The organism is Burkholderia sp. Ac-20379 (genome assembly GCF_017104645.1).
In the GTDB taxonomy this organism is placed as follows: domain Bacteria; phylum Pseudomonadota; class Gammaproteobacteria; order Burkholderiales; family Burkholderiaceae; genus Burkholderia.
In genome coordinates, this window is sequence record NZ_JAAGPF010000013.1 from 34,901 (window position 1) to 50,709 (window position 15,809).

The window sequence follows — 15,809 nt, forward strand, 5'->3', positions numbered from 1 at the left end:
GAAACTCAGGCGTCGATCAGGTCGTCGAGCCGCAGGCGCGCGATCCGGTAGATCTGGTCGAGGCTGGCGCGCAACTCCTGCTCGCGCGTGTTGGCCACGCGCGCTTCGAAGTTGGCGATGATGCCGTGGCGGTCGTAACCGCGCACGGCGAGAATGAACGGGAATCCGAACGTCTCGCGGTAACTGCGATTGAGCTGTTGCAGCCGGTCGAACTCAGCCTGCGTGCATTGATCAAGGCCGGCCCCGCTCTGCTCGCGCGTGGATTCGGCGGTCAGCTCGCCGCGCACGGCGGCCTTGCCGGCCAGCTCCGGGTGGGCGTTGATCAGCGCGAGCTGCGCTTGCGCGCCGGCTTGCTCGACCACGCCCGACATCGCCGCATGCAGCGCATCGACGCTCGCGTAAGGGCGCGCGCCGGCGGCCGCCTCGGCCACCCACGGCGAATGTTCGAAAATGCCCGACAGCGTGACGACGAACCCGTCGGTCGTCATCGCGTTCAGTTCTGCCAACGTGTATTGCATCGCCTTCATGCCGTCCCTTCGCGTCGGTTGGTGGAATACGGATGGTGTTCGCGCCAGTGGCGCGCGATGTCGACGCGGCGCGTCACCCATACGCGATCGTGCTGCTCGATGTGATCGAGGAAGCGTTGCAGCGCGCGGAAACGCCCGGGCCGGCCGAGCAGCCGGCAGTGCATGCCGATCGACAGCATCTTCGGCGCTTCGTCGCCCTCTTCGTACAGCACGTCGAACGCATCGCGCAGGTACTGGAAGAAATGGTCCGCCGTGTTGAAACCCTGCGGCGTCGCGAAGCGCATGTCGTTGGTGTCGAGCGTGTACGGCACGATCAGCTGCGGCACGCTCGCGCCGCCCGCGACCGTCACGTCGGTCCAGAACGGCAGGTCGTCGCCGTAGTAATCGGAGTCGTACAGGAAGCCGCCGTGCTCGGCCACCAGCCGGCGCGTGTTGGGGCTGTCGCGGCCGGTGTACCAGCCGAGCGGCCGCACGCCGGTCACGCGTTCGATCGCTGCCATGCCGAGCCGCATGTGCTCGGCTTCGCGCTCGGGCGTCATGTCCTGGTAATGAATCCAGCGCCAACCGTGGCACGCGATTTCATGGCCCAGCTCGACGAACGCGCGCGACAGCTCGGGATGCCGCTCCATCGCCATGCCCACGCCGAACACCGTCAGCGGCAGGCCGCGCTTCTCGAACTCGCGCAGAATGCGCCACACGCCCGCGCGCGAACCGTATTCGTAGATCGATTCCATGCTCATGTGACGCGACGGATAGGCCGCCGCGCCGACGATCTCGGACAGGAATTGTTCGGAGCCCGGATCGCCGTGCAGCACGCAGTTCTCGCCGCCTTCCTCGTAATTGAGCACGAACTGCACGGCGACGCGCGCGCGCCCCGGCCAGTTCGCCTGCACCGGATGCCGGCCGTAGCCGATCAGATCGCGCGGATAGTGAGAATCGAGTGACATGGTGGAGTACGAAATAAATCCCGTGGAGAGGGGTTCGCAACGGCGCGCGGAGGCGGGATCCGGCAGGCCGTGCGCGGCGGATCGGGCCAGTTCGCGCGCCGTTGCGAGGGTTGGGCCAGTGTAGCGAAAAGGCCTCGCCCGGCCCATACAGCCAAACCGATAGTGCGTGTCACACCGGGGTTATGTGCGCTTGCGGCATGAGCGCCGCGGCGGCCTCGGCAGCGCCGCCCGAAGCCGCCCTGCCGCTGCCGGCGATCCCGGCCGGCAGGCCGTCTGCATCGGGGCCGAATCGCGCGAACTCGCCGTCGTAGCGCTTCGCGAGCGGGCGGGCGTAGTCGCCACGCTTGGCCGTCGACAAGCGCAGCGCGACCAGCATCTCGACCCATTTCACGGCCGCCGTCACGCCCTCCACCACCGGCGCGCCGATCGCCTGCTCGACCTCGCGCGCGAATTCGGCCATGCCCGCGCAGCCCAGCACGATCGCACCGGCGCCGTCCTCGTCGAGCGCGCGGCGGCATTCGTCGACGATCAAGCGGCGCGCCGCCGAGCCGGGCCGGTCGAGTTCGAGCACGGCCACGTCGGTGGCGCGCACGTTGCGGCAGAAGCGCTGCATGCCGTAGCGCTCGGCGAGATGCCAGGCCATCCCGCAGGTGCGCGACAGCGTGGTCACCACCGAGAAGCCCGGCGCGAGCACGCTGGCCGCATGCATCGCGGCCTCGGCAATGCCCACCACCGGGCCGCGCGCGATCTCGCGGGCCGCGTACAGGCCCGGATCGCCGAAACAGGCGATCACATAGCCGTCGAAGCCGTCGCGCTCGCCGGCTGCGATTTCGGCCAGCAGGCCCGGCATCGCGAGCGCGTCGTCGTAGTGGCTCTCGATCGAGGGCGGCCCGGAGGCCGGGCTGACCGCCACCACGGCGGTGCCGGCATTGACGACCTCGCGCGCGCAGCGCCCCATCGCGTCGGTCATGCGCTGCGTGGTGTTCGGGTTGATCAGCTTGATTTTCATGCGTGTCTCCTGACTATGCGTTGCGGCCACGCCCGGGCCGGTGCGTCGCCTGCTTCATGTCGATGCGCGGCCAGCGCTCATTTCGCGATGGCCCGATACACGAGCCCGGCCAGGATCGCGCCGACGAACCACGAGAAGTTGGCGGCCGCGCCCAGCGACGGCACCATCACGCAGGCGATCGCCGCCACCGCCGCCGGCAGCAGCGCGAACACCGCGCGCCGGTTCACGCCGCCGCGATACCAGTACGCGCCCGTCTCCGACAGCGTGTACAGATCGTCGCGTTCGAGCTTGCCGCGTTTGATCAGATAGAAGTCGACGATCAGGACACCGTACAACGGCCCGATGAAGCTGCCGAGCACGTCGAGCGTGTAATGGATCACGGCCGGGTTGTTGAACAGGTTCCACGGCGTGATGAAGATCGACGCCACGGCGGCCAGCATGCCGCCCGCGCGCCAGCTGATCAGGCGCGGCGCGACGTTCGAGAAGTCGAACGCCGGCGACACGAAATTCGCGACGATGTTGATGCCGATGGTGGCGATCGTGAAGGTCAGCGCGCCGAGGATCACCGCGGTCGGATGATCGATGCGGCCGACGGTGGACACCGGGTCGGTAATCAGTTCTCCGAACACCGGCAGCGTGGCGGCGGTGGTGATCACGGTGACCAGCGAGAACGCCAGGAAGTTGACCGGCAGGCCCCAGAAATTGCCGCGCTTCACGGCGCGATAGCTGCCGCAGTAGCGCGAGAAATCGCCGAAGTTCAGCATCGGCCCCGAGAAATACGACACCACCAGCGCGATCGCCGTGATCATCACCGGAATCGCGTCGGCGCCGTGATAGCGCACGCCGCCCAGGTTGATGCCGATATTGCGCCAGCCCGCGCGCCACACCATGTAGCCGGCCAGCGCGAACATCACCACGTACACGGCCGGCCCGGCGAAATCGATGAACTTCTTGATGGTGTCCATGCCGTTCCAGAACACCAGCGCCTGCAGCACCCAGAGCAGCATGAAGCCGGCCCAGCCGAGCGCCGACAGGCCGAGAAAGCCGTAGCGGTGCACGTCCGCATAGGGCATCCACTGCGGCACGAACTTGAGCACCACGATCACCAGCGCGCTGGAGGCGAGAAACGTCTGGATGCCGTACCAGGCCACCGCGATCAGGCCGCGGATCACGGCGGGCACGTTCGCGCCGAGCACGCCGAAGGTGGCGCGGCAGGCGACCGGATACGGCACGCCGAGCTGCTGGCTCGGCCGCGCGATCAGGTTGCAGAGCGCGTTGACGATCGCGATGCCGACGATCAGCGACACCAGCACCTGCCAGCTCGTCAAACCCAGCGCGAACAGGCTGCCGGCGAACACGTAGCCGCCCACCGAATGCACGTCCGACATCCAGAACGCGAAGATGTTGTAGGCGCCCCAGCCCTGTTGTTCGAGCGGCGCGAGATCCGCGTTGTAGAGCCGCTCGCTGTAGGCAGCGGGCAGCCTCGCCTCGCCGTCCGAAGGGGTGCCCGCGTGATACGGGGGATTGGCCTGCGCGATACCGAACTGAGCCATGACATCTCCTTGCCTGCCGCGGTCGAGCCGCGCGATCGTCATTGAAATCGCGGCCCGGCATCGAGGTCAGGCCACGCCCGCGTGCGGCAGCGAGGCTGCCGCCAGCATTCCGTCAGTTCGTCGGCGCGGGCGTGGCGCGCGGGCCGTCAGCCCGCGCCGCCGAACACGTCGCGCAAATCGACCGCGCCCTGTGCGGGGCGGTCGAGCATCCTCAGTTCCACGTGCTGCAGGTGATGCGCCATCAGCGTCGCCGCACGCGCGGCATCGCCCGCCTCGAGCGCCGCGACGATCTCGGTGTGATCGTCGAACGAGCACGCGTTGCGGCCGTGCGCCTCGTAGAGCGCCGACATCAGCGTCGAGCGCGCCACCAGCCCGTTCAGACAGTCGCACAGCGTGGTGTTGCCGGTCAGCGCGGCGAGCGCCGTATGGAACTCGCCCGACAGCCGGATCCACGCGGCGAAATCGCGCCGCTCGAACGCATCGCGCTCGCGCTCGATACCGCTCGCGACGCCCTTCAGGCGCTTCGCGCCCGGTCCCGTCGCCAGCCGTTCGACCACCGCCAGCTCGATGATCCGCCGCAGCTCGAACACCTCGTGCACCTCCTGCAGCGACGGGCTCGCGACGAATGCGCCGCGGTTCGGCTCCAGATCGACGAGCCGGTCCGTCGCCAGCAGCGCGAGCGCCTGCCGGATCGGGCCGCGCTTCACGCCGAACACGTCGCACAACTGCGCCTCGGTCAGCTTCGCGCCCGGCGCGAGCCGATGCTCGAGGATCGCGGTGCGGATCCGTTCGGCGATCGCTTCCGGCGTCAACGCCGGCGCTGCGGTTTCCTGCTTGGTCATGTTCGCTATCTCGTTATGTTCGTCATGCTAGGGCGGACATAAATATTGTCAACAATTTATCTCGCCGATTTTGCACAATCCTCGATCATCGCGCTGCTCGAAAACGGTGCGAAGGCGTATAAATCGTGCATGCACAAGGCTTTCATGCAGACCCGCCAAGACTTTTGGTCTCGACTGACCGAAAATTTTGTCAACAATCCATGCGCCGCGTTGGGGCAAACTTCATTCGATGTCGCCTGCAATGCGAGACTGTTAGTTGCAATTCGCGACGCAAAAAAAGGCGGTTGCCCGCCTTTTCACGCCGCCGACACCGCCGATTGTCACCCGGCCAATACCGGATAGTCGGATACCGACAGCCGGAAGCCGTGGTCATTGGCCACGAGCTGCGCCTGCCCGCCCACCGGCAGCGTGACCATGTCCGGCACGTGGCCGAACTGCAGCCCCGTCACCACCGGAATGCCGATCGTCTCGCGCACCTGATCGATCATCGCCTGCATGTCGTAGCCGTTGTCGTAATCGGACGCGCGCGCACCGGTGAACTGCCCGAGCACGAGCGCCTGCTGGCGCGCCAGGATGCCGGCGTGATGGAGCGTGTAGATCATCCGCTCGATGCGGAACGGCTGCTCGTTCACGTCCTCGATGAACAGGATGCCGCCCTCGATCCGCGGCAGATACGGCGTGCCGACCAGCGACGCCAGGATCGCGAGGTTGCCGCCCCACAGCGTGCCCGCCGCGTTGACCGCCTGCTGTTGCGGCGCGTCGCCGAGGATCGTGGTGGATGGCTGCGAAAGCGTCGACCAGAACTGCGTCATCGTGAATTCGCTCGGCGTAACCGCGCCGAAATCGGCCGACAGCATCGGGCCGCCGAAGCTCTTGACGCCCGATTTCGCGAGCAGCGCGAGCTGGATCGCCGTGAAATCGCTGTGGCCGCACAGTGCGATGGGCTGGTCGCGCAGGCGTTCGAGCGCGCGGTAATCGAGCCGGTCGAGAATGCGCGCGGCGCCGGAGCCGCCGCGGATCGCCAGGCCGATCTCGGGCAGCGGCTGCGAGCGGTCGCCGAGGCGGTTCAGGTCGTCGGCCCGTTCGGCGTCGGTGCCCGCGAAACGCAGGTGGCGCCGTTGCGTGGCGGCGACGTTCTGCACCACATGATGCTGATCGCCGAAGCGTTCGATCGCGCGCTGGATCGCGGCCGGATCGTGCGGATAGCCGGACGGCCCGAGCAGGCGGATGGTGCGCGGCGAGAGAGAGGTGGAAGCCATCGGTCGCGTATCGAAAAAGGGGACAGCCCGGTTAGAGCCGGGCGGCGGCGACTGGTTCAGTCGGCCTTGGAAACGCCGTCGCGGTTTTGGCCCGCGTCGTGGCCCTGGCCGCAGCCGCAAGCCTGGCCGTCCGGCTGCGCGGTAGCGTCGGCATTGGCGGCGGCCTGCGCCGCCTGCCGCGCCTCGCGCGCCGCCCGGCGGCGTTCGGCGAAGAACGTGCGCAGCGCAGCGCCGCACGCGTCGGCGAGCACGCCGCCCGTCACGGTCGTGTGGTGGTTCAGTTGCGGATTCGCGAACGCGTCGATCACGCTGCCGCACGCGCCCGTTTTCGGATCGGCCGCGCCGAACACCACGCGGGCGATGCGCGCGTGCATGATCGCGCCCGAACACATCAGGCACGGTTCGAGCGTCACGTAGAGTTCGCAGCCCGGCAGGCGATAGTTGCCGAGCGCCTGGGCAGCCGCGCGCAACGCGGCCATTTCGGCATGGGCCGACGGATCGTGCCCGCCGATCGGATGATTGAAGCCGCGCGCGATCACCTCGTCGCCGCGCACGATCACCGCGCCCACCGGCACCTCGCCCGCGGCGCGCGCCTGTTCGGCCGCCTCGAGCGCCATGCGCATGTAGAAACGGTCGCGCTCGGCGGCCGGATCGCCGGCCGGGCTTTCGGCAGGAACGGGCAGATCCGGGAAATCGGGCACAGCGGGAAGATCGTCGGAGGTGGCGCGCGCATCGCGCGCCGGGGGGAATGCGTTGCTCACGCGGCCCCCGCTTCGCCGGCGCCGTCGTCGAGCACGCGCTCGGACAGGCGTTCGGCAATGCGGCGGCAGTATTCGCGCGGCACGACCAGCGGCCCGCCGCGCAGCGATTCGAGGGCCATGTCGAGGGCCAGCATCTTGGCCTGCAGGCGGCACAGCGTGGCGCGATCGCTGACCGCGCGCATTTCGTCCTGCAGGTTGCACAAGGCGCGAAGCTGCTCGAGCGCGGGCGGGGCAAAGCCCGCGTGCTTCAGGATCCGATTGGCCATCTGCACCTCGGCCGGGACGAGCAGATCGTCATCCAGTTCCGTCGGCGCACCGGTTCCCGGCAGGTCGTTGAACTCCCCGCGCGCAGCGGCAGCGGCAATACGTTGTTCGACCAGGGCGTCAAGCAGTCTCATTCGAGCAATTCAAGGCAATGCGGCCTGGCGATTCTAACAGGGGATCGGGCAAGTGCCAGCCCTCTGGAGCAAATGCTCGATTGCCGCACTCGCCCATTGACGAAAGCCGTTATGCTGGCTCGGAATGTCGCGGCGCGGCCGATGGATCGGGCCAGCGCTGCCGTCAGACCGGATTGAGGGAGGAGATTGCCGTGCGCAGTTCGATTCGAACCGGAATGCTATTGGCCGCCGCCGCGCTTCTGCTGGGCTTGAGCGGCTGCGGCGTGTTTTGCAGCGGGGCCGGCACCAATGGCTGGGCCGGCGGGGCCTGCGGGACGACGATGCATTTCTGACCCCATGACCGAAGCTGGGGCGGCGGCCCACGCCAGGTGGGCATCGCGATCAAAATCGCGACAATGCGCCGCACTTAAATCCACCATTTTCCTTGCCGTCGAGCAAGGCGCGTCGCCACATAACGTGGCATGCGCCCTGCTCCCGCCGCCCGGCTTCAGCGATTGACCAGCGCCAGCCCGGCCGGCAGATAACGGTCGCCCGCCACGCCGATCTCGGCCAGCACCGCGTCGAGCCTGGCGACGTCCTCGTCGGTCAGCACCAGATCGGCCGCGCCGAGGTTGTCTTCGAGATACCGGCGGCGCTTGGTGCCCGGAATCGGCACGATGTCGTCGCCTGCGCGCAACACCCACGCCAGCGCCACCTGGGCCGCCGTCGCGCCGCGCGCCGCCGCGATCGCCTGCACGGCGTCGGCGATCCGCAGGTTCGCATCGAAGTTTTCGCGCTGGAAACGCGGATCGTTGGTCACGCGATAGTCGCGCTCGCCGATCGCGTCGAGCGACTTCACCTGCCCGGTCAGGAACCCGCGCCCGAGCGGGCTGAACGGCACGAGGCCGATGCCCAGCTCGCGCAACACCGGCAGCACGTCCGCCTCGAGATTGCGCTCCCAGATCGAATACTCGCTTTGCAGCGCCGACACCGGCTGCACCGCGTGCGCGCGGCGGATCGCGTCCGCGCCCGCTTCCGACATGCCGAAGAACCGCACCTTGCCTTCCGCGATCAGGTCGCGCACGGCACCGGCCATGTCCTCCACCGGCACGTCCGGATCGATGCGGTGCTGGTACAGCAGATCGATGTGATCGGTGCGCAGCCGCTTCAGCGAGGCATGCACCACCTCGCGGATATGCTCGGGCCGGCTGTCGGTGCCGCTCTGCTTGCCATCCGGCGAGATGCGGAAGCCGAACTTGGTGGCGATCGTCACCGCATGGCGGCGCCCTTCGAGCGCGCGGCCGAGCAATGCCTCGTTCGTGAACGGCCCGTACACCTCCGCCGTGTCGAGGAACGTGCAGCCGAGCTCGATCGCGCGATGCAGCGTGGCGATCGATTCGGCGTCGTCGGGCGTGCCGTAGGACTGGCTCATGCCCATGCAGCCCAGCCCGATCATCGACACTTCGAGGCCTTGCCGGCCCAGCTTGCGTTGTTTCATTACGGATTCCTCGTAGGTTGAACAGCGTCGCTGCGGCCGGCGCGAGGGTTCAACGCAGGCCCAGATAATCCATCTTGCCGAGCGGGACGCCATTGTGACGCAGGATGTCGTAGGCCGTCGTCACGTGGAAATAGAAGTTCGGCAGCACGAACGTCGACACGTAGCTCAGGCCCGTGAATTCGAACGCACCGTTGCCCGACGGCAGCGAGATGGCGCGCGTGGCCGCGTCGGCGAACTGCGCGGCATCGACCGATTCCGCGAACGCGATGGTCTTGGCGAGGCGCTCGCGCAGCTCGTCGAAGGTCTGTTCGGTGTCGGGGAACGACGGCACGTCGATGCCGGCCAGGCGCGCGACGCAGCCCTTCGCGGAATCGGTGGCCAATTGCACCTGGGCCGACAGCGGACGCATGTCCTCGAACAGGCGGGCCGTGGTCAGCGTGGCGGGGTCGATGCCCTTTTCGCTGGCGTGGGCCTCGGCCTTGTCGAGAATCTTCGACAGGTTGCGCAGGCCGCGCACCAGCGCGGGAATCGAAACGTCGTACAGGGAAACGGACATGGGAGCTCCTGACTGGTGGGATACATCGAGGCGCCGGCTTCGCGGCGTTCGGGCGCAAGCTTAAAGCGATTCGCCGATCGCCGCAGACAGCGGACGACCGGCGCGGCGGGCAGGTCCGGATTGGCGCGTTTTCCCAAACGACGGCGCACGGCAAGCAACGATTGTTCGCGATTCGGGCCGCGCCGGCGCTCAGAGCGACGGCCAGTGCACGCCCGTCAACGCTTCCGATTCCGCCCAGAGCCGCACGGCCACGGCCTCGTCGCGCGCTTCGGCGCCCACTCGCGCCGGGCCCACCGGCCCGAGCAATTCGAAGCGGCGCTGCGGCCCGTAATAGCCGGCGCGCCGCGCGTCGGGAGACGTGGCGGCGAACAGCGTCGGCAGCGCGCCGGCCGCCGCCGATTGCGAGATCCACGGCTGCGCCTGCGCCATCAGCCCGCGAAACAGCGCGGCACGGCCGGTCGAACCGAGGTTGGGGCCGGCGCTCTGCAACCCGGTGCGCGCGAAACCCGGGTGCGCGGCCGTCACGTGCAGCCCCCAACCGGCCGCATCGCTGCGCCGCTGCAATTCGAACGCGAACATCAGCATCGCGAGCTTCGATTGCGCATAGGCCGGCCACGGCGCATAGCGGCGCACCCATTGCAGATCGTCGAAATGGATCGCGGCGCGCAACCGGTGCGCGACGCTGCTGACGATCACCACGCGCGGCGCCGGGGCCGCGCGCAGCAACGGCAGCAGCAGGCCGGTCAGCGCGAAATGCGACAGGTAGTTGGTGCCGAACTGCAGCTCGAAGCCGTCGGCCGTGACGTGGCGCACGGGCGGCGCCATCACGCCGGCGTTGTCGATCAGCAAGTCGAGCGCCCGGTTCCGAGCCGCCAGTTCGGCCGCGAAGCCGCGCACGGCGCCGAGGCTGGCCAGATCGACGCGCCGGTAGTCGACCTCGGCGCCGGGATGCGCCGCGCGAATCGCCCGCAGCGCCGCCTCGCCCTTCGCATCGTCGCGGCCGGCCAGCAGCACGCGCGCCCCCGCGCCGGCCAGCGCAAGCGCGGTTTCGTAGCCGATGCCGCCGGTCGCGCCGGTCACCACCGCGAATGTGCCGCGCTGGCTCGGGATGTCGCGCACGCTCCAGTTCATGACGAGGCCTTCAGGAAGTCGAGTCCGTCGGGCAGCTTAGCATCGGCGAAGTGCGTCGAGAGCGTCGTGTCGCGCCAGCGCGCGGCTTGCTCGGCGCGCTGCGCCTCGGCCTGCTCGCTGACGAACAGCGCATCGCCGCCGAGCAGCAGCCGCATCGGAAGGTCGTCGCGGCGCGACAGTTCGACGATCAGCGCCGCGATCCGCGCCGGATCGCCCACTTCCTTGCCCGCGTAGCCGCCGAGCAAGGCGAGGATCCGGCCGACCGAGGCGTCGTACTCGGGCAGCATGGCCGGGACCGCCTGCTTCGCCTGCTCGGCCCATTCGGTGCGCATGCCGCCCGGCTCCAGCGTGCAGACGCGCACGCCGAACGGCGCGGCCTCCTGGCCGACCACGTCGCTGAAGCCGCCCACCGCCCATTTCGCGGCCTGATACGCCGACAGCCCCGGCGTCGCGCTGCGCCCACCCACCGACGACACCTGGAAGATGTGCCCCGCGCGCTGCGCGCGCATCACCGGCAAGGCCGCGCGCGTCAGGTTGACCACGCCGAACAGGTTGGTTTCCACTTGCGCGCGGAAATCGTCCGCGGCCATCTGCTCGAACGGCGCCGTGTGCCCGTAGCCCGCGTTGTTGACGAGCACGTCGAGCCGGCCGAACGCGTCGCACGCGGCGGCCACGGCGCGCTGCGCGGCCGCTTCGTCCGTCACGTCGAGTTCGACCACGCGCAGGCGCTCGCCGTGGCGCTGCGCGAGATCCGCGAGGCGCGACGGTTCCCGCACGCCCGCCACGAGCCGGTCCCCCGCCGCCAGCACCGCTTCCGCAATCGCACGGCCCAGGCCGCGTGCCGCTCCCGTTACCAACCAGACTTTCGACATGATTTGCTCCCTCATGAAAATGAATGATTACTCACTCATTAAAAGGCACGACGCAGCGACCGGAATTGGCCGCGCGGGCGTCGTGCGTGATGCCGATCAGTGCGCCTGCAAGGCCGCCCAGATCGCCCGAAAACCGGCTTCGCGGTATGCCGCCTGCTGCTCGGGCTCCCGCGCGATGCTGTCCATCGTGACTTCGGCCATCGACGAAAACAGCGCGCCGCAAAAACTCAGCACCTGCTCGGCCGACAGCCCGCTCGTGCCCGACAGGCATTCGCGAAACGTATCGCGCACCGCGCCGAACCCGGCCGCACCGGCCAGCCGGTTGGCCTCCTCGATGTTCGCGCCCACCTCGAGCTGGCGCAGCGCGCGCCGCCCGTCGGGATTCGTCACGCCCCACGCCACGTAGGCGTTCCAGGCGTGGCGGGCGCGCCGCTCGGCGGTGTCGTCGTGCGGAAACGCATCCATCATCGCCGAGCGCAAGCCGTCCTTCAGATGCAGGTACAGCGCGTTCAGCAACGCATCCTTGGTATCGAAATACGTGAACACCGTGCCTTCGGCCACGCCGGCCAGCCGCGCAATACGCGCCGTGGTGGCGGCCACGCCGTGTTCGGCCAGCGCGCGCGCGGCGGCATCGAGGATCGCTTCCTGTTTGTCGGTGCTGCGTGGACGGGCCAAAACCGTGCGCCTTTAAATGAGTGATTGCTCAATCATAGATAAGCGGCCCGCCATGCGCAAGCGAAACTTCGCCTTGCCGCGATGCAGCGCGTCCGCACGCGCCGGTTTGGCCCGGCTCGCGTGTTTAGCGCGCCGCCGCGCAACACACGACGCGACAGGCCTTCGCGGCCCGCCCGGCCGCCCGGCGCGAAATACGTTCCGCATCCCGTCGCGCGAAGTCGCGCAAAACCGTGCACACTTAGCGCTTTCCGCAGCACCGCGGCGCAACATGCGCCGTCCGTTCAACGCTCATCGACTTGACCCGCGAACCACCCATGACGAACCCCTCCTCCCAAGCCGCACACGAAGCGCCCGTCGACATGATCATCTTCGGCGGCGGCGGCGATCTCGCCGCGCGCAAGCTGCTGCCCGCGCTCTACATGGCGCATCTGCACGACAACCTGCCGGCCGAAACGCGCATCATCGCGGTCGGCCGCCGCGATTGGGGCATCGACGGCTACCGCGCGTTCATGGAAGAGCAGTCGCGCCCGTTCATCGACGAAAAGGCCTTCGACGCGCAAGCCTGGGGCCGCTTCCTCGACCTGTTCCAGTACGTGCTGATCGACGTGAACGCCGCCGCCGATTACCAGCGCCTGGCCGAAGCCTCGCGCGACGAGGCGATCCGCGTGTTCTACCTGTCGACCTCGCCGGAGCTGTTCACCACCATCTGCGACAACCTCGCCGCCGCGAAGCTGCTGAACCCCGCCTCGCGCGTGGTGCTCGAAAAGCCGCTCGGCCACGATCTCGCCTCGGCGCAGGCGATCAACAACGACGTCGGCCGCCATTTCGCCGAATCGCAGATCTACCGGATCGACCACTACCTCGGCAAGGAAACGGTGCAGAACCTGATGGTGCTGCGCTTCGGCAACCCGATCTTCGGGCCGCTCTGGCAGGCGCCGTATATCCGCAGCGTGCAGATCACGGTGGCGGAAACGGTGGGCGTGGGCAGCCGCGCGGGCTTCTACGACCACACCGGCGCGCTGCGCGACATGGTGCAGAACCACCTGCTGCAACTGCTCTGCATCGTCGCGATGGAGCCGCCCGTCTCGCTCGATCCCGACGCCGTGCGCGACGAGAAGCTCAAGGTGCTGCGCTCGCTGCGGCCGATGACGCCGGCCGACATCGCGCGCGACACGGTGCGCGGCCAGTACGCGGCCGGCGCCGTGGACGGCAAGCCGGTCAAGGGCTATCTCGAGGAAGACAACGTGCCGCCGAACAGCCGCAACGAAACCTTCGTCGCGCTGCGCGCCTACATCAACAACTGGCGCTGGGCCAACGTGCCGTTCTTCCTGCGCACCGGCAAGCGGCTGCAGAAGCGCCAATCGGAAATCGTCATCGAGTTCGCCGACCTGCCGTTCTCGATCATCCCCGACGGCCCGCGCCACTACAGCAACCGCCTCGTGATCCAGTTGCAGCCCGAGGAATCGATCCAGTTGCAGATGCTCGCGAAGGAACCGGGCAGCGGCATGAACATGGTGCCGGTCAGCCTCAATCTCGACCTGCAGCAGGCGATTCCGGAGCGCCGCGCCGAAGCGTACGAGCGCCTGCTGATCGACGTGATCCGCGGCCGTCTCACGCACTTCATGCGCCGCGACGAACTCGAAGCGGCCTGGACCTGGGTCGAGCCGATCCTCGACGGCTGGCAGCAGCCGGGCGACCGGCCGCGCCTCTACACGGCGGGCACGTTCGGGCCGGCCGCGTCGTCGGCGCTGCTCGCGCGCGACAACATGTCGTGGGCCGAGGAGGCCTGAGCGCGCGGCGTCACGCGCGGCTTCGCCACGCATGAAAAAGCCGGCTGCCACTGCGCAGCCGGCTTTTTTTCGTCCTCGATGCGTGGCGCGCTCACTCCGCGCCGCGGGCGCCCTCGCCCGGCAGAATCAGCCGCTCGGGAATGCGGCGCGACGACACCCGCGCGCCGGCGTAATACAGCAGCGCGGGCACCGCGAGACCGAGGATCCACGAGATGTCGGTGCCGCCGAGCGCGTCGACCAGCGGGCCGGTGTAGAAGCCCGTCGAGATGAACGGCATCTGCACGAGGATGCCGATCGCGTAGACGCCGATCGCCATGCCGTTCCAGCGGCCGTAGCGGCCGTCGGGATCCGACAGCGCCGGCACGTCGTAGCGCGAGCGCGTGAACACGTAATAGTCGACCAGGTTGATCGCGCTCCACGGCGTGAAGAACGCCAGCAGGAACAGGATGAACGACGTGAATTCCTTCAGGAACGCGTGGCGGCCGGCGATCGCGAGCGCCGTCGACACGGCCACCATCGCGAGGATGTAGGCGAGCCGCCGGCCATGCGACAGCGTGCGCTGGCCGCGAAAGCCGCTGACGATCGTCGCCATCGACATGAAGCTGCCGTAGGCGTTGAGCGTGGTGACGGTGACCTTGCCGAACGCGATGCTGAAATACAGCAGCGCGGCCACGCCGCCCGTCGAGCCGAGCCCGACGATGAACGCCACCTCGTGATGCGCGAACTGCGCGCCGGCCAGCGCCGCCGCGAACACGCCGAACACCATCGCGGCCTGCGCGCCGATCACCGAGCCGAGGCCGACCGCGAGAAACGTGGCCGGCGACGACGTCGAGCGCGGCAGGTAACGCGAGTAATCGGCCACGTACGGGCCGAACGCGATCTGCCACGAGGCCGACAGCGACATCGACAGCAGGAAGCTCGCCACAGAAAAATGCCGGTTCGCCAGCAGCAGCCCGACGTCGTGCTGCGCGAACAGCCGCGCGAACATGAACACGAACGCCGCCACGCCGATCACGCTGGCGACGCGGCCGATCAGGTGAATCGTGCGATAGCCGAAGATCGTCAGGATCACGATACAGATCGCAAACAACACGATGCCGGCCACGTCGCCCACGCCGAGCAGTTGCGCGACGGCCGCGCCGGCCAGCACCGAGCCGCTCGCCGAAAAGCCGACATACATCAGGCAGACCAGCACCAGCGGGATCGTCGCGCCGTACACGCCGAACTGCACGCGGCTCGAGATCATCTGCGGCAGCCCCAGTTGCGGCCCCTGCGCGCCGTGCAGCGCCATCACCGCGCCGCCCACCAGTTGCCCGAGCAGCAGCGCGATCAGCGACCAGAACACGTCGCCGCCCAACACCACGGCCAGCGCGCCCGTGACGATCGCCGTGATCTGCAGGTTCGCCGACAGCCACAGCGTGAACTGGCTCGCGAGGCTGCCGTGACGCTCCGCGTCGGGGATGAAATCGATCGAGCGCGTCTCGATTAACGCGCCGCTGCCACGGCCCTCTCTCTCGTTCGCCACGTAGTGCGCTCCGGTTGGTGTCGCCGACGATGCACGTCGGCTCGCGCCGACATTGTCTTGTATAGACATTCCATCCGACATCGGGAGTGACCCCGCATCGCGCTGGTCTGCCTGGAGCACGCATCTCAACCGGCCAAATTTGAATAGTCAACCTGGAAAAGGTGGATCGTCGTGCGCCGCCACTGTAACCGCGGCGGCCCGCGCAGCGAATTGACGGTGTTGAAAACGACCCCGCCCCCACCATGTCCCTCCACTTTTCCTGCACGATGTGCGGCCGCTGCTGCCACGATCTGCGCCTGCCGCTCGCCGTCGACGAGGCCATCGCCTGGCTGTCGCGCGGCGGCGAGGTGCAACTGTTCTGCGACGCCGTGCCCTGGCCCGAGGAGCCGCCCGCCGACAACCTGCTCGCGCAGCATCGCCGCCGGCGGTCGTTCGCGGCGCACTGCGGCGCGCTGCCGGTGCGCGTGGCGGTCACGCTGGTGGCCGC

Annotated in this window: 16 protein-coding genes and 1 pseudogene; 3 read left to right on the top strand and 14 right to left on the bottom strand. The window is 68.4% G+C overall.

Annotated elements, in window-relative coordinates; genetic code table 11:
- Positions 1-5: 5 nt before the first annotated feature.
- The 5 genes from uraD to G3N92_RS03310 form a co-directional block, all read right to left on the bottom strand.
- A complete protein-coding gene (uraD, locus tag G3N92_RS03290) occupies positions 6-527 on the bottom strand; it encodes a 2-oxo-4-hydroxy-4-carboxy-5-ureidoimidazoline decarboxylase (protein ID WP_206126017.1) in 522 nt (173 codons plus the stop codon).
- On the bottom strand, positions 524-1,474 hold the full coding sequence (puuE, locus tag G3N92_RS03295) for an allantoinase PuuE (protein WP_206126018.1): 951 nt from the start codon (positions 1,472-1,474) through the stop codon (positions 524-526). The genes uraD and puuE overlap by 4 nt, the downstream gene beginning before the upstream one ends.
- Positions 1,475-1,643: 169 nt before the next feature.
- Entirely contained in the window at positions 1,644-2,483 is an 840-nt protein-coding gene (locus G3N92_RS03300) for an aspartate/glutamate racemase family protein (RefSeq protein ID WP_206126019.1), read from the bottom strand.
- A 77-nt stretch (positions 2,484-2,560) separates the two neighbouring features.
- Complete coding sequence (locus tag G3N92_RS03305) at positions 2,561-4,078, bottom strand: NCS1 family nucleobase:cation symporter-1 (RefSeq protein ID WP_206126020.1); 1,518 nt, start codon at positions 4,076-4,078, stop codon at positions 2,561-2,563.
- A 104-nt stretch (positions 4,079-4,182) separates the two neighbouring features.
- A complete protein-coding gene (locus G3N92_RS03310; RefSeq protein ID WP_206126021.1) occupies positions 4,183-4,878 on the bottom strand; it encodes a GntR family transcriptional regulator in 696 nt (231 codons plus the stop codon).
- Positions 4,879-4,923: 45 nt separating this feature from the next.
- On the opposite strand from G3N92_RS03310, the gene G3N92_RS03315 reads away from it, so the two are divergent.
- Positions 4,924-5,220, top strand: a complete 297-nt coding sequence (locus G3N92_RS03315) for a hypothetical protein (RefSeq protein WP_206126022.1) — start codon at positions 4,924-4,926, stop codon at positions 5,218-5,220.
- Here the strand turns inward: G3N92_RS03315 and ldcA are convergent.
- The 8 genes from ldcA to G3N92_RS03355 all read right to left on the bottom strand — a co-directional run bounded on the left by ldcA (position 5,199) and on the right by G3N92_RS03355 (position 12,007).
- Positions 5,199-6,137 (bottom strand): muramoyltetrapeptide carboxypeptidase, encoded by a 939-nt coding sequence (ldcA, locus tag G3N92_RS03320; RefSeq protein WP_206126023.1) that lies wholly within the window; start codon positions 6,135-6,137, stop codon positions 5,199-5,201. The genes G3N92_RS03315 and ldcA overlap by 22 nt on opposite strands.
- Before the next feature lie 56 nt (positions 6,138-6,193).
- A complete protein-coding gene (tadA, locus tag G3N92_RS03325; RefSeq protein WP_241014558.1) occupies positions 6,194-6,820 on the bottom strand; it encodes a tRNA adenosine(34) deaminase TadA in 627 nt (208 codons plus the stop codon).
- Between the two features lie 74 nt (positions 6,821-6,894).
- Positions 6,895-7,296 (bottom strand): DnaJ family domain-containing protein, encoded by a 402-nt coding sequence (locus tag G3N92_RS03330; RefSeq protein ID WP_206126024.1) that lies wholly within the window; start codon positions 7,294-7,296, stop codon positions 6,895-6,897.
- Positions 7,297-7,783: 487 nt separating this feature from the next.
- The gene (locus G3N92_RS03335) at positions 7,784-8,773 is read right to left on the bottom strand and encodes an aldo/keto reductase (RefSeq protein WP_206126025.1); all 990 of its coding nucleotides are present in this window, start codon (positions 8,771-8,773) and stop codon (positions 7,784-7,786) included.
- A 49-nt stretch (positions 8,774-8,822) separates the two neighbouring features.
- Entirely contained in the window at positions 8,823-9,329 is a 507-nt protein-coding gene (locus G3N92_RS03340) for a DUF1993 domain-containing protein (protein WP_206126026.1), read from the bottom strand.
- Between the two features lie 189 nt (positions 9,330-9,518).
- The gene (locus G3N92_RS03345) at positions 9,519-10,460 is read right to left on the bottom strand and encodes an oxidoreductase (RefSeq protein WP_206126027.1); all 942 of its coding nucleotides are present in this window, start codon (positions 10,458-10,460) and stop codon (positions 9,519-9,521) included.
- Positions 10,457-11,332, bottom strand: coding sequence for an SDR family NAD(P)-dependent oxidoreductase (locus G3N92_RS03350; protein ID WP_206126028.1), 876 nt, complete (start codon positions 11,330-11,332; stop codon positions 10,457-10,459). The genes G3N92_RS03345 and G3N92_RS03350 overlap by 4 nt, the downstream gene beginning before the upstream one ends.
- Before the next feature lie 96 nt (positions 11,333-11,428).
- Positions 11,429-12,007 carry a TetR/AcrR family transcriptional regulator gene (locus tag G3N92_RS03355; protein ID WP_206126029.1) on the bottom strand — a complete coding sequence of 193 codons (579 nt, stop codon included), beginning with the start codon at positions 12,005-12,007 and terminating at the stop codon, positions 11,429-11,431.
- Between the two features lie 314 nt (positions 12,008-12,321).
- On the opposite strand from G3N92_RS03355, the gene zwf reads away from it, so the two are divergent.
- Positions 12,322-13,797, top strand: a complete 1,476-nt coding sequence (gene zwf / locus G3N92_RS03360) for a glucose-6-phosphate dehydrogenase (RefSeq protein WP_206126030.1) — start codon at positions 12,322-12,324, stop codon at positions 13,795-13,797.
- Positions 13,798-13,888: 91 nt separating this feature from the next.
- On the opposite strand, the gene G3N92_RS03365 is transcribed toward zwf, so the two are convergent.
- Positions 13,889-15,322: a cytosine permease gene (locus G3N92_RS03365; protein ID WP_339385778.1), complete on the bottom strand. Its 1,434-nt coding sequence runs from the start codon at positions 15,320-15,322 to the stop codon at positions 13,889-13,891.
- Positions 15,323-15,564: 242 nt separating this feature from the next.
- Between G3N92_RS03365 and G3N92_RS03370 the strand changes: the two are divergent.
- A pseudogene (locus G3N92_RS03370) lies at positions 15,565-15,809 on the top strand (YkgJ family cysteine cluster protein); the annotation flags it as partial.

What these genes read in the sequence shown, in the direction of transcription:
- ldcA (WP_206126023.1), bottom strand. Translation starts at nt 6,137, where the DNA reads ATGGCTTCCACCTCTCTCTCGCCGCGCACCATCCGCCTGCTCGGGCCG.
- G3N92_RS03310 (WP_206126021.1), bottom strand. Translation starts at nt 4,878, where the DNA reads ATGACCAAGCAGGAAACCGCAGCGCCGGCGTTGACGCCGGAAGCGATC.
- G3N92_RS03305 (WP_206126020.1), bottom strand. Translation starts at nt 4,078, where the DNA reads ATGACGATCGCGCGGCTCGACCGCGGCAGGCAAGGAGATGTCATGGCT.
- uraD (WP_206126017.1), bottom strand. Translation starts at nt 527, where the DNA reads ATGAAGGCGATGCAATACACGTTGGCAGAACTGAACGCGATGACGACC.
- G3N92_RS03340 (WP_206126026.1), bottom strand. Translation starts at nt 9,329, where the DNA reads ATGTCCGTTTCCCTGTACGACGTTTCGATTCCCGCGCTGGTGCGCGGC.
- G3N92_RS03335 (WP_206126025.1), bottom strand. Translation starts at nt 8,773, where the DNA reads ATGAAACAACGCAAGCTGGGCCGGCAAGGCCTCGAAGTGTCGATGATC.
- G3N92_RS03350 (WP_206126028.1), bottom strand. Translation starts at nt 11,332, where the DNA reads ATGTCGAAAGTCTGGTTGGTAACGGGAGCGGCACGCGGCCTGGGCCGT.
- puuE (WP_206126018.1), bottom strand. Translation starts at nt 1,474, where the DNA reads ATGTCACTCGATTCTCACTATCCGCGCGATCTGATCGGCTACGGCCGG.
- G3N92_RS03345 (WP_206126027.1), bottom strand. Translation starts at nt 10,460, where the DNA reads ATGAACTGGAGCGTGCGCGACATCCCGAGCCAGCGCGGCACATTCGCG.
- G3N92_RS03330 (WP_206126024.1), bottom strand. Translation starts at nt 7,296, where the DNA reads ATGAGACTGCTTGACGCCCTGGTCGAACAACGTATTGCCGCTGCCGCT.
- zwf (WP_206126030.1), top strand. Translation starts at nt 12,322, where the DNA reads ATGACGAACCCCTCCTCCCAAGCCGCACACGAAGCGCCCGTCGACATG.
- G3N92_RS03300 (WP_206126019.1), bottom strand. Translation starts at nt 2,483, where the DNA reads ATGAAAATCAAGCTGATCAACCCGAACACCACGCAGCGCATGACCGAC.